Consider the following 12,186-nt stretch of genomic DNA (forward strand, 5'->3'; position numbering starts at 1 on the left):
ATCACTCCCCGAATGGCTGGTAATTAACAGCAATTCTTTCGGGTCCGGTTAGTACAAGCGACTCATCAACCATTCCCGAATTGTTTTCTGGATCAAAACGGTAATCTACATTAACTTCACCATAAACTTTAGCTTTTAAATTTGACCAGGCAATATTATTTACAAGTGATGTCCTTATGTAATCTGAGATATCTTCTGAATTGTCAACGAACCCTACTGAAACTGTATATCTCTCTGTTCCTACAGATTTCATCAAGTTGTACAAGTTATAAATATTTTCGTTAAATTGACTAACCTCTGGTTTTCCCTCCGTCTTAATACCTGCCTTTAAAACCACAGAAAAATCTTGATCGCTTTTTTCTAAATACTCATCAAATGACATATTAACCATGGACTTATCATATTTATCTGGCGCAATTCTTAATAAAACTTTGTACGGAGTTCCAGGAGGGAGTTCTTTCTCAATTTGATCCGCAAGCTTTGCTTTTAATTCTTCAGCCCACTTAGCTAGGACATAATTATCATTTACAACTTCTTTGTCATCTTTGTCCTCTTGCGCCAGGAAAACTGCCTCAGGATTCCCTTCCGGATGCACAGTCAGCTTATCCTTACCATACATTTGAGCAAAAGCCTTGCTGCCTTCTTTGACTCCTTCTATTGAGAACTTTTGGTTATACTTTTCTTCTAATTTAGCTAAAACTATACTCTCCGAACTCATACACCCCGCACCTCCCATGATCACGAAAAAAATTGCCGCACTCAGCTTGATCCACTTCTTCAAGTTCTCCACACCTTCCGTTTTAAAAAACAGGGACCGTCCGGTTTAAAAACCGCCCCTAGATCCTGTATTCTAACTAATCGGCACTCGAGAGTTATCATTTGTCCCTATATGCTTAGTTATTACTCCTCATAAACCTCATAATATTCGTTCATATCCTCAGGTTTACTTATTTGAAAGCTATCGTTTACAACTACAGCTCCATATGCTCCCTTTAAATTAGACCATGGAGTATTGTTCACATTGGAGGTCCTTATATACTCGTCACTATTCAAGGAATCTTCTACAAACCCAACTGAGAGTGTATAAAAATCAGTGTTTAGGCTTTTTAACTTTTGATATAAAATTATATAGTCCTTCATTGTAGGCCTTCATATCTGGTTGGCCAGAGGTTTTTATGGCAGCAACCAATACAACCTCAACTTCCTTATTTAAATTCTGTATGTAATCATATATGGAAGTATCAATCATACTCTCATCGTATTTACTCTCTGCTATACGCAGATAGAACTTAAAGTCGCCAACATCAGGAATTTGTTTTTTCACTTCCTGTTCCATAGTCTTTCCAAGCTCTTCTCCCCATCTGGCCAGTATATAGGTATCGTATATTTCCCCTTCTCTGTTCTGGCTTTCACCCGCTACAAATATTTGCTCAGGCTTTCCTACGGGGTAGGCAAATATTTGGTCTTTCCCAGAAAGTGAAGGGAATAATGCACTAGCCTTATCAACACCCTCTACTTTAAACTTCTCACCGTATTTATTTTCCAAATGCTTGATAACCTTACTCCCGGAACTCATGCATCCCGCTCCAACAAAACTACAATTAATATTGTCGCAGTCAACATGATCCACTTCTTCAAATTTTCCACACCCTTCGCTTAAAAACAGTGACGGATCCTCCGGTTTTGAAAAACGGCCACTAAGGTTATATGTTCAATTCTGCGAGACGTACATAAGTCCCTACGTCACACTTTATAAGACACAAGAACCGACCCAATGTCGCTCACTTTTTAACAACTTTATAGTAGTTTTCTACATCATCAGGATTATTCAACTTTGACGCCCGATTATAAAGCACTGAGAACCCATACAGATTACCTCCATAATTTTCCCAAGGAAGGTTGTTAACATTAGAAGTCCTGATATAGTCAGTAACATCTTCTTTTTCATCTACAAATCCAGCTAACAGCGTATAATCTTCAGCTCCGATTTCACCAATTTGTTGGTAAAGATTAAATAAACCCTCTTTATATCTGTCTAAATTCGGGGTATCTTGAGTTTTAACAGCTAGGTTAAGAACAACCTCAGCGTCAGTGTTTACATTTTGAAAATAATCATAAATTGACATTTCCTTCATGCTTTCATCATATTTACTATCCGCAATCCGGAGGTAAATTTTAAACTCACTATCACCGGGAATGTGTTCTTTTATTTTTTGTTCGAATGCCCTCTCCAGCTCTTCACCCCATCTAGCTAGAACATATGTGTCATATATCTTCCCTTCAGTATTCTGGCTTTCACCAGCTACAAATATTTGCTCAGGTTTTCCTTCGGGGTAGGCAAATATTTGGTCTTTCCCAGAAAGTGAAGGGAATAATGCACTAGCCTTATCAACACCCTCTACTTTAAACTTCTCACCGTATTTATTTTCCAAATGCTTGATAACCTTACTCTCGGAACTCATGCATCCCGCTCCAAACAAAACTACAATTAATATTGTCGCAGTCAACATGATCCACTTCTTCAAATTTTCCACACCTTCCGTTTAAAAACGGGAATGGTTTACCATTCTTTGAAAACCGCTCCCATGGTCTTATGTTAATTTCAAGTGAGACGCGAGAACCGCTTTGAATCAGTCTGCAGCTTGGCATCCAACTCTTTATCTGTCGGCAAATCGTAATATGAAAGCATTAATAAAACATTCTTTTCCTCTTCAGTCAGATTATTAATGGACATAAAATCACCCTTCAGACTTATCGTAGTGTTGGGCTATTTCATCTGGAGAATTGATTCCAGTTAAATTGTCTACCATTATAGTGCCGTAGACATTTGCCTTCAGGTTAGACCATGGAATATTGTTAATATTTGAGGTCCTAATGTAATCTGATATATCCTCAGATTCGTCCACAAACCCTACTGACACTCCATAAAATTTCGTATTTTCTTTTTTCAGGGTCTCCAGAAGATTATAAACAGGTTCTGCATACTTAGAGATATCCGGCTCTCCATCTGTTTTAATCGCGATTTTAACAGTAACATCAACTTCTTTATTCTCTGTGACATACTGTGAAAAAGGAATGTCAATCATGCTTGGATCATATTTATCTCCCTGGGCTAAGAGCAAGGTTTTATATTCAACCTCTTGGCCAAAATCACTTTTTATCTGGTCACTATACTTAGCATCCAACTCTTTTGACCACTTGGATAGGACATAGGTATCGTAAAACACCCCTGCCTCATTTCTGCTTTCACCCGCAATGAATACTAATTCAGGCTTACCCTCAGGATGGGCAATTACTTTGTCTTTTCCGTACATTTCCGGAAAAATGTCACTGCCCTCTTTGGTACTTTCTACTTCAAACTCTTCTGCGTAAACCTTCTCTAAATGATCTACTACCTTACTCTCAGAACTCATACACCCCGCACCTCCCATGATCACGAATAAAATTGCCGCAGTCAGCTTGATCCACTTCTTCAAGTTCTCCACACCTTCCGTTTTGAAAAACGGGAACGGTCCTCGGTTTTGAAAACCGTCCCCATGGTTATGTTCTTTTTCATGTGAGTTACAATAACCTTCCCTATGTCCACCATATCCCTAAATCAACATCAACTTCGCCCCGTTCATCAACCCAACTTCTTCGACAGTCTGGTTGATGTTCAGGATGGTGCCGGTTTTGCGGTCACAGAGGATGGTGTCGTGTGTTGCTGAGAAGTATCCTTGTGACAGTTCGGTCATGGTGCCGGCGAGCAGGTAGACGACTTCGTGCAGTTTGCTTTCGAGCGGCAGGAAGACGTCGTATGATTTTTCAGAGGCGGGGATGAAGACCTCTACTAGCACCTTATCCATGGTACGCTACCTCCTCTTGCATGCTTTCTACTGAGGATAACAGCTTCACGAGTGTTGGTTTTCCTTTTTTGACGACATAGCCGAAGCCTGGCGGGATTTCCTGGTACATATCGTTTGTTACCTTGCCGAGCTTCATGACATACTGATCTGTTATGCCATTGCCTGACCAGATGAAATCGCTAAGCGATACGTGCTGTTTGAACCAGGCTTCAAAGGAAATCGAGCTCAGCTTATCGGCACTGTCGGAAATGATCAGATTCACGTTGAGGCCATTGCCTTTTTCAAGGAAGACCTTGAGTTTATCCTGTCCGTCCGGTGACAGATACATCATCAGATCAGTGAAGGAATCGATGATACAGGTGATGTTTCCGAACACTGGCGGCTGTTCACCTGCCTCGATGGCATCCTTCGTCGTATTGTTGCGGTGCACGAGCGTGTTGAACAGGTAGACGATGATATCTTCAAGTTGTGACGCCTCGGAAATGTACTTATAATCCTGCGTGCGGCCCGCCTTGATGTGCTCATTAGGGTCGATGACAATCAGCTCCCTGCCTTCAGATGCATTGAAAACTTCAGCAGCACCCTGCATGAAATCCGAACATTGATCATTCTGCGCGGCAGTCACCACATTCACATAGTTGCCAAGGAAATCGAAGTAGGCAGTCTTCAAGGAATTTTTCTCGATTCCGACCGGCACTTTATTGCTGCTCATATTCCTTGCTTCATCACGCAAGTAGTCAAGATCCACTTTTTCAGGAAGAATCGGCACTCGCGTTGCGGCCGGCTGCGTCCATGTATCTCGCTGGCCTATGCAATAATCGGTGATGAAACTGTACATATTGTCAATATCGCTTGTGATATGAGCCGTCTGGAATTCATATGTCGTATCACTCTTAAAAATGCCGCGCCCCTTCGATTTGGATGGATACACTCCGTCTGTATTGCCCAATACGCCCGAGTATTCACTCTGGTCATTCAGCTGGAGCACATACATCTGCTTGAAGTTCTGCAGCAGCCTATAGCGTATCGCCCCCGTATTGATTGCGGTGACGATGAAATAAATGCCATACTTCAGGCCTTCACGCGTCAAGAACGAAATGCCTTCCTCCAGCTCCTCGAACATTTCGGAGAACGCCGCGTAATTGTGGATCGCCACAACAATCGATGGCAGGCTCTCACCCGACATCTCGTTGTAGGTGATAAAATCGCCGCCGTAATTCGAAAGCAGCTTCTTCCTCCGCTCAATCTCACCTGTCAGCATCTTAAACAGATTGTGGATCTTCTCGCTTTCATGCGACAGCATGACATCGCCGACATGCGGTGCTTCACGGAACCAGGCAAGCGTTTCGGAACCGAAGTCAAGAAGGTAAAAATTCACTTCGTTCGGCGTGTGTTCTTCCATTAGTGAGTACAGCATCGTTGTCAGGAATGTTGTCTTTCCGCTGCCGGCTATGCCGTAGATCACAGCGTTTCCGTCCTGAGTGATTGGCATGCGCATGACCATTTGCCTCTGGTTCGCCGGATCATCGTATTCACCGATAATCGGGTTCAACGCAAAACCTTGCTGGATAACGTCATACTTCTTCTTCAATTTATCAACGTAGATGAGTTCAGGAATCGGCTCAAGCCACAGCTGGCGGACCTTGATGTTCTCCTGCTCTGCCATTCTCGCCAGGTATTCCGTAATTTCATCGATTTGCTTCGGCGGATTCTTCACCTTGGATTTACGCTTATCGATTCGGGCATTTTTAATGACGCGGCCGAGATCATCGATCACTACGACACTGTCATCTTTATGCTTTTCGACTCTGTCGGATGGATAATAAGGTGCGCCAGCCCATGCCGATTGCCCAAGTTCGAATAATTCATTGAAGCCGACCTGGAGATAGAAGCGTCCAGTTTGCTTAAGTTCCGCAGCATCAGGGCGTTTGATGACTTCCATACTGTCTGCTTTTTCTTGCACCTTTAAGCTAATACGGAATTTACTGTTGCTCCAGATCTGGTCGTCGACGACACCTGATGGCTTCTGTGTCGCCAGGATCAGGTGGACTCCAAGGCTTCGGCCAATACGCGCGGCACTGACAAGCTGCTCCATGAACTCAGGCTGCTGCGCCTTCAATTCGGCAAACTCGTCGGAAATAATGAACAAATGCTGGAGCGGCTCTTTTACCCTGCCTTCGCGATATAACTTCTGATATTTATAAATATCAATATTACTCTGGTCAACGACCCGGCTTGTTTCGCTAAAAATGGCCTGCCGGCGCTTCAGCTCACTCTGGATCGAGATTAATGAACGGTTGACCGCGGCTCCATCGAGGTTCGTGATCGTCCCAGCCAGATGCGGCAGGTCTTCGAAAGCATTCGCCATGCCACCTCCTTTATAGTCAATCAGGATGAACGCAATTTCGTCCGGATGATAATTGACCGCAAGCGACAAAATGAACGTCATGATGAATTCACTTTTACCCGAACCGGTCATCCCGGCAATCAATCCGTGCGGACCATGGTACTTTTCATGCAGATCGATCATGAATGGATCGCCCTGCGTATCGACACCGATTTGCGTCTGGATCGTATGAACGGGATTGTTTTCCTTCCACTTGGTCAGTGCATTCAGATGTTCAATCTTACCCACGCCAAACATTTCCAGGAATGTCAGCATATCAGGCAGGGTATAGGCTTTCTGTGAGGTATTGAGCTGGATATTGGCCAATTTCACCGCCAGCTCTTCCGCATCCTCCTCCAGATAGCTGTCTGCGTTGAAACCTACATATTTCCCGGAAATATCGTCCTTGTCATAGATTTTCGAAAAACTCTTGTCGAGTTCAATGACATTCGTACATTCCTTTGGAAGGTTTTTCAGCTCGTCATAGAGAGTGACCAGGCTGAATCTGATATTCTTCTTTTCTTTTAAAATCTGATTGATCATCTCGGCCTTTGAAGCGAGGCTCTTGCTCATCGAGAACACGACATAATGCTGTTCGATTTCCGCAAGGTCTTCCTCATCAAGCGCCTGCCGTGCACTGACTTCTTTTTCAAAATAAGCTGAAAGCTCTTTGATTTCATTGGCATCTGTGGCGACGAAGCGGATTGCCTTGCCATCATCCCAGACATGCGGCAGCCATTTCACGAAATTCCATGTATCATGCTCATGTTCATCGTAAATGAACACTAGCTTTAACTCGTCATAGCTATGCAATGATGTCAGCTGGAATATCAGACCCTGGACAAATTTCTTCACTTCTTCCCTTCTGCCAATGATTCCGCTGATCCGTTCCTCCGTCAGGTCGACAGTGACCGGCACATCCTTCAATATCTGCGGCTTCTCTACGATCTGATAAAGCTCATCCTGAAGATTGTCATCCTCAAGCATAAAGCGTTTTTCAGGATACTTGATTTCCGCGTTCAGCGGCAGGTCTCCAATACCCAGGCGTACTTTAAGGAAATCATTCTGCCCGATGCCGCGCTCCCAGAGATTGCGCTGGCGACGCTTGATTCTTGTCAGGCAGTTTTCAAGGGTAACGTGGTTTTCAAACAGGATCTCGCTCTGGTGCTTGCACTCATCCTCAATTACTTGCTTCATTTCCGCCAGGTATTTCGAATATTTTTCCTGGCGGATGCCCTCAAGCTTGATGCGGCGCTTTTTTTCATATTTCTTTGTTAAAATCGGCCAGAGTACGGTTCCGATCATCATGCTGATTGACATCACAAGCGTTGGCATCGCCCTCATGATATCCCCGTCAGTGCTCATTACGTTTTGCAATACTAAAAGGCCTGTGAACAGGGAAGCCATCCCCATCGTGATTGATGGTCCCAACAGAAGCATCAGCGGTGTTTCATCAATATTTGGCTGCGGCGGCGGCGGATCGATTTTAATGGTTGTTTCTTCAATATCACGCTTGAAGCGCGGCGAACGGTAAAAAAGTTGATCATTTTCTTCTTCAATATGTATTTCATCTAGGTTGAGTTCTTTTTCGACCACAGGTTTTTCTGCAATGAATGAATTGAATGCGTTCCGGTCGAGGAATACCGACTTATGCGGATTGTTCAGCGACAATAGACGGCCGTTGAAAATAATTTTAAGACCCATGATGAAAATGACGTCACCAACAGCCAGTTCCTTTTCCCTGATTCTTTCTCCATTGACATATGTACCGTTGGAACTGTTGAAATCCTTGATGACAGCCTTGCCATTGCTGCTGTACTCGATGACGCAGTGGGAACTCGATACCAGTTTGTTCGAAAAACAAATCTGGCTTTCCTGCGAACGGCCGATTTTAATGGAATTGGTGGTTGCAATATGTTTAGTGAATTCATTACGGTCTGCTGTTTGCGGCTCGACATAGACTAAAGCGGATTGATGATCGCTGCGGTGAATGCTATATGTTTTGAATGGTTCAATGAGGACCTTTGATTGTATTTCGTTGGCGTTATCCTTTAAATATGCATTTTTATTGGATTTCAGGTACCACTGGCCTTCTACCGCTTCAACTGCCAGCATATCGACCGGGTTGTTTTCTTCATCTTCCGTATTCAGTATGTACCTTCCTGTGACTCGTTCAGGCAAAACGAGATCGAATACCCGATTCCGGTCAAAAAGTGTGAGAATCAACTCAATTCCTCCCCAGCCCTAGATATCTGTATTTCTATAGTATGTAAAGTGAAAACTTTATATTTTTTACCATTTTATCTCAAAAAGTGTAATTTTACATCAACCCTTAGGTGCATCTCTAAATATATAAATATCTTACAATATTAGGAATTATATTCAACTAATTACCCCCTTAACTGGAAAAATAGGGATTTTAGTCCTATTATCACTTTTAGTTAGTAAGGATATTATGGTGTTAATGTACGAAGTCACTAACTTACATACAGAAAACTAGTTCTTTTTACCCCAACAAAATCCATCTCAAACCAATTACATCTAAAATATTCCAATATTTTTTACAAATTTTTGAAGGTTTTCATTGTGATTTTTTCAAAAGGCATACTATAATCAAAGAATCTAAATAAATGAGCAGGTGATTCAAATGAAGATTAATGTGGGCCAGGCGTATTCTCAGGCAAATAGAATCAGAGATTACGCCCAGGAATTAAATGAAATCAAAAGCAGGCTGCAGGACTTCAAAGGGAATCTTAACAGCGGATGGCAGGCACAGGAAATGACGTACATCAATAACGCGATCAATAGCATCAGCAGGGAGATTTCCGAGCTGCAAACGCTGCTTTTTTCGATCGGACCTGATATCGTCGCAGCAGCGAATGAAATCAAAAGGGAAGAAGAAGCAAGAGAGGCAGCGGAACGGGCAGCAGCAGAGAGAGCCGCGAAGGAAAGGGAAGCAAGGCTGAATAATACCGGCTTGCGATAAGACAAACGGGACATGGCGTCAAGCGTTCATGCCTGTCCCCCATTCGCCATAATAAAAAGGCGGCAGCCTCCGCTATGAAAAAAAGCAGAATCATACACGCCTTTTGTGGCGATGCCCGGCTTTACTCAATCTAAGCTGGGCATTTTTCATTTTGTTGTAGGCAAAAGTCACACTGCTGAATTAAGGTCCCTCCAATCTGTTTGTTTCAACCTTTTTTCACTTTACCGGCTCTTCTTCCCTTTCCTCTTTACGGTATTTCATTTTCGTGGCTTCGCCGCCTCTCAAGTGGCGGATCGATTTATGATAATCAAGGATTTCTTTTACTTCATTGGCAAGGTCAGGGTTGATCTCAGGCAATCTTTCTGTCAGGTCTTTATGGACTGTACTTTTGGATACGCCAAACTCCTTCGCTATGACGCGAACTGTTTTCCTCGTCTCCACGATATACTTTCCAATCTTGATTGTTCTCTCTTTGATGTAATCGTGCACACCACTCGCCCTCCCTAAATTGGATGTGAGAAGTGTGAAATGAGACTCGCTTTTGTCTGCTAATACTGTTTTCCGCAGAAATTCTGTTGCGGCAGAAGGGTGATCCTTCTGGATATTACGAAGATTAATCATGTCCCCGGCTGAATCCTCATATTGTTCAAACGATTCCTCACCTCAAACACTCTCTTTGTCAGGTTTGTAACATTTTATTAGCTTGGTTGAGGATATATGCACGAAAAAAGCAATAGGGACAAGGTATTGTTAAGTTTTTTGAAAAATTCAACTATTTTAGATAAGAAAAACTTTCCTGCATACCCAATTATATGTACATAAAAACCTATTTCTGCTCGAATTTCTGTTGAGGAGTTTATTTTTATTGGGGGAGAAAAAGACTTGATTACCTACAGACAGACTAGAAAACAGAGAATCAGAGAGCAAAAACGCAAAGTAACCCTGAAAAGAAACAGAAAACTGATCGGTGCTGCTATAGCCGGTTCAGTGGCGGCAGGATTGCTGCTGGGCTTTGCACAAAAGAAAACAGATGCCGTCGGAACCTTTTATACCGTAAAAAAAGGAGATACACTTTACAGCCTGGCAAAGAAATATGATACATCGGTCGATATGTTGAAGGAAGTGAATTCACTATCTTCAGATTTCATTAAGGCTGGGCAGCGACTTGAAGTTCCTGTAGAGGCAGAGGCAGGAATTTATACTGTCAAAAAAGGAGACACTTTGTTTTCCCTGGCCAAAAAATACGGAGTCTCCGTTAAAGTATTGAAGAAGGAAAACGAATTGGTTACTGATTCCATTTATGTTGGACAAGTCCTTTCAGTACCGACCCATGGATTCGTAACGAATGAGGCTACCTACATTGTCAATCCCGGTGATACACTGTTCAACATCTCCCAGCGATTCGATGTCAGCCTGAAAGAATTAAAGAAAGCTAACGGATTGAAGCAGGACATGGTACTGATCGGCCAGCAGCTTTTCATTCCAGGCGATATCGAATTCATGGAAGCAACCGTTAACGGGGCAGCAGATAATTTTACCGTAGAGTTTGAGGCGGACGGTAAAGCCATTCCGTTGAAGGTTTCTTATAAGACCGCACGTAAGTACGAGGAACTGGCAGGACAGCGGGTTGTTGCTGCTTATAAAAATGGTGCATTAATCAATATTCAATAATAAAAAAATGCTTAGAGCAGTCTAAGCATTTTTCTTATGCCCATATAAGATAATAAACACCGGCCATTAAAACTGCGAACAACATTAATCCGACACTTTGTTTAACACTTTTATCCAGGTGATCGAGACCACCATAGAACCACCCAATGAATAATATAGCTGCCCCGATATGCTGAATTACGGGAATGGAAGCAATCATCCCTGTGAACATCAATAAAAAACCTATATACCTAAATCCATCGTCCAGATAATATAGGGGATTCTTTAAAGAGGCTTTGATTTCCGCGTGCTCCTCTTCATTCATCTTCCGGTATTCCTGTATAAAACGGAAAATCGGCACGCCCCATAACAATACCAAAAACACAATTTGCACGGCATCCATGCATTTCCCCCATTTTCATAACAAGCAGGTTTGAACTGACTTTATAAATATATTCTTACACTACCAACATTTAATGAGATCATCAAGACTGATTCTAGCTCGTATCGCCGGGCGATGCCTTGTTTAATGGCATTGACACCGTTTAGGTGACTGTCATGCCTATTAAAAGCATCGCCACCGTTTCGAAGGGAGATATGCCTTTTCATCCTAAAACTGCATCGACCTCATCTGGCTTTCAGTTGCCTTAACCAGCTCGCCCCATGTGGAATGCCCCCGGTCTTTGAACTGCTGCAAGAGTTCAGTAAATAGATAAGCTGTCGTTAATGCATCGCCCACTGCGCTGTGGCGGTCATATATTCTTGTTCCGAATGCCATTGCATATCGCTCTAAATCACGCATATCATAGGACGGGGCAACAAAGCCAATCAGGTCAAGTGTATCGATGGTGAACAGCTTCTTTAGCGCCAGCTTTTCACGCTTCAGCTCGCTTTTCAGCACAAGGTGATCAAAGCCGACATAGTGGCCGACAAGACATACCGCCTCATGTGACCCAACATAGTCAAAGAAGGCCTGTATCGCCTCAGGTGCCAGCGGTGCACCCGCAACTTTTTCATCCGTAATCGAAGTCAGCTCGATTATTTCCCGAGAAATTTGTCGCTCAGGGTTAACATATGTCTGAAACCGGTCATTTTCCATCACCTTCAACCCTTTTACCGGAACACCGCCAATTTCAATCAGCCGATCATGGGTTGCCACCTGGAATCCCGTCGTCTCCGTGTCGAAAATTATGAATGTCAAATCATCGATTCCAGTCGATAAAGGAATCTTTTCATACATAAGCGGGCAGGAAATACTTCTCCGTTGAAAAAACATGCCAGCCTCCTTTCACGGTGCCTTTTTCAAGGTGCCTGTCACC

The 12,186-nt window shown here is 43.0% G+C and carries 12 protein-coding genes; 2 read left to right on the forward strand and 10 right to left on the reverse strand.

The window, feature by feature from the left end:
* Nucleotide 1 precedes the first annotated feature (1 nt).
* From RH061_RS21895 to essC, 7 genes are all read right to left on the reverse strand, one after another.
* Entirely contained in the window at nt 2–781 is a 780-nt protein-coding gene (locus tag RH061_RS21895; RefSeq protein WP_311072871.1) for a hypothetical protein, read from the reverse strand.
* 309 nt (nt 782–1,090) lie between these two features.
* A complete protein-coding gene (locus RH061_RS21900) occupies nt 1,091–1,576 on the reverse strand; it encodes a hypothetical protein (protein ID WP_311072872.1) in 486 nt (161 codons plus the stop codon).
* A 205-nt stretch (nt 1,577–1,781) separates the two neighbouring features.
* Nucleotides 1,782–2,525: a hypothetical protein gene (locus tag RH061_RS21905; protein ID WP_311072873.1), complete on the reverse strand. Its 744-nt coding sequence runs from the start codon at nt 2,523–2,525 to the stop codon at nt 1,782–1,784.
* Between the two features lie 77 nt (nt 2,526–2,602).
* The gene (locus RH061_RS21910; protein ID WP_311072874.1) at nt 2,603–2,734 is read right to left on the reverse strand and encodes a hypothetical protein; all 132 of its coding nucleotides are present in this window, start codon (nt 2,732–2,734) and stop codon (nt 2,603–2,605) included.
* A 4-nt stretch (nt 2,735–2,738) separates the two neighbouring features.
* Entirely contained in the window at nt 2,739–3,476 is a 738-nt protein-coding gene (locus tag RH061_RS21915) for a hypothetical protein (protein WP_311072875.1), read from the reverse strand.
* A gap of 117 nt (nt 3,477–3,593) precedes the next feature.
* A complete protein-coding gene (locus RH061_RS21920) occupies nt 3,594–3,845 on the reverse strand; it encodes a methyltransferase (RefSeq protein ID WP_311072876.1) in 252 nt (83 codons plus the stop codon).
* Nucleotides 3,838–8,457: a type VII secretion protein EssC gene (gene essC / locus RH061_RS21925; RefSeq protein ID WP_311072877.1), complete on the reverse strand. Its 4,620-nt coding sequence runs from the start codon at nt 8,455–8,457 to the stop codon at nt 3,838–3,840. Before essC ends, RH061_RS21920 begins: the two co-directional genes overlap by 8 nt.
* Nucleotides 8,458–8,878: 421 nt before the next feature.
* Between essC and RH061_RS21930 the strand changes: the two genes are divergently transcribed.
* Nucleotides 8,879–9,217 carry a WXG100 family type VII secretion target gene (locus RH061_RS21930; RefSeq protein WP_311072878.1) on the forward strand — a complete coding sequence of 113 codons (339 nt, stop codon included), beginning with the start codon at nt 8,879–8,881 and terminating at the stop codon, nt 9,215–9,217.
* 216 nt (nt 9,218–9,433) lie between these two features.
* On the opposite strand, the gene spoIIID is transcribed toward RH061_RS21930, so the two are convergent.
* Nucleotides 9,434–9,706, reverse strand: coding sequence for a sporulation transcriptional regulator SpoIIID (gene spoIIID, locus RH061_RS21935; protein ID WP_031307660.1), 273 nt, complete (start codon nt 9,704–9,706; stop codon nt 9,434–9,436).
* Nucleotides 9,707–10,099: 393 nt separating this feature from the next.
* Here spoIIID and RH061_RS21940 point away from each other — a divergent pair, with 393 nt between their 5' ends.
* Nucleotides 10,100–10,888, forward strand: coding sequence for a LysM peptidoglycan-binding domain-containing protein (locus tag RH061_RS21940; protein WP_311072879.1), 789 nt, complete (start codon nt 10,100–10,102; stop codon nt 10,886–10,888).
* A gap of 34 nt (nt 10,889–10,922) precedes the next feature.
* Here the strand turns inward: RH061_RS21940 and RH061_RS21945 are convergent, their stop codons facing one another.
* Nucleotides 10,923–11,270 carry a hypothetical protein gene (locus RH061_RS21945; RefSeq protein ID WP_311072880.1) on the reverse strand — a complete coding sequence of 116 codons (348 nt, stop codon included), beginning with the start codon at nt 11,268–11,270 and terminating at the stop codon, nt 10,923–10,925.
* A 207-nt stretch (nt 11,271–11,477) separates the two neighbouring features.
* Nucleotides 11,478–12,143, reverse strand: a complete 666-nt coding sequence (locus RH061_RS21950; protein WP_311072881.1) for a 3'-5' exonuclease — start codon at nt 12,141–12,143, stop codon at nt 11,478–11,480.
* Nucleotides 12,144–12,186 lie beyond the last annotated feature (43 nt).

The sequence above is a fragment of the Mesobacillus jeotgali genome (assembly GCF_031759225.1).
GTDB classification, from domain to species: Bacteria; Bacillota; Bacilli; order Bacillales; family Cytobacillaceae; genus Mesobacillus; species Mesobacillus jeotgali_B.

Bases quoted from the DNA above. Each gene is read 5' to 3' on its own strand.
- RH061_RS21945 (WP_311072880.1), bottom strand. From the start codon at position 11,270: ATGGATGCCGTGCAAATTGTGTTTTTGGTATTGTTATGGGGCGTGCCG.
- RH061_RS21910 (WP_311072874.1), bottom strand. From the start codon at position 2,734: ATGTCCATTAATAATCTGACTGAAGAGGAAAAGAATGTTTTATTAATG.
- RH061_RS21900 (WP_311072872.1), bottom strand. From the start codon at position 1,576: ATGAGTTCCGGGAGTAAGGTTATCAAGCATTTGGAAAATAAATACGGT.
- RH061_RS21920 (WP_311072876.1), bottom strand. From the start codon at position 3,845: ATGGATAAGGTGCTAGTAGAGGTCTTCATCCCCGCCTCTGAAAAATCA.
- RH061_RS21930 (WP_311072878.1), top strand. From the start codon at position 8,879: ATGAAGATTAATGTGGGCCAGGCGTATTCTCAGGCAAATAGAATCAGA.
- RH061_RS21950 (WP_311072881.1), bottom strand. From the start codon at position 12,143: ATGTTTTTTCAACGGAGAAGTATTTCCTGCCCGCTTATGTATGAAAAG.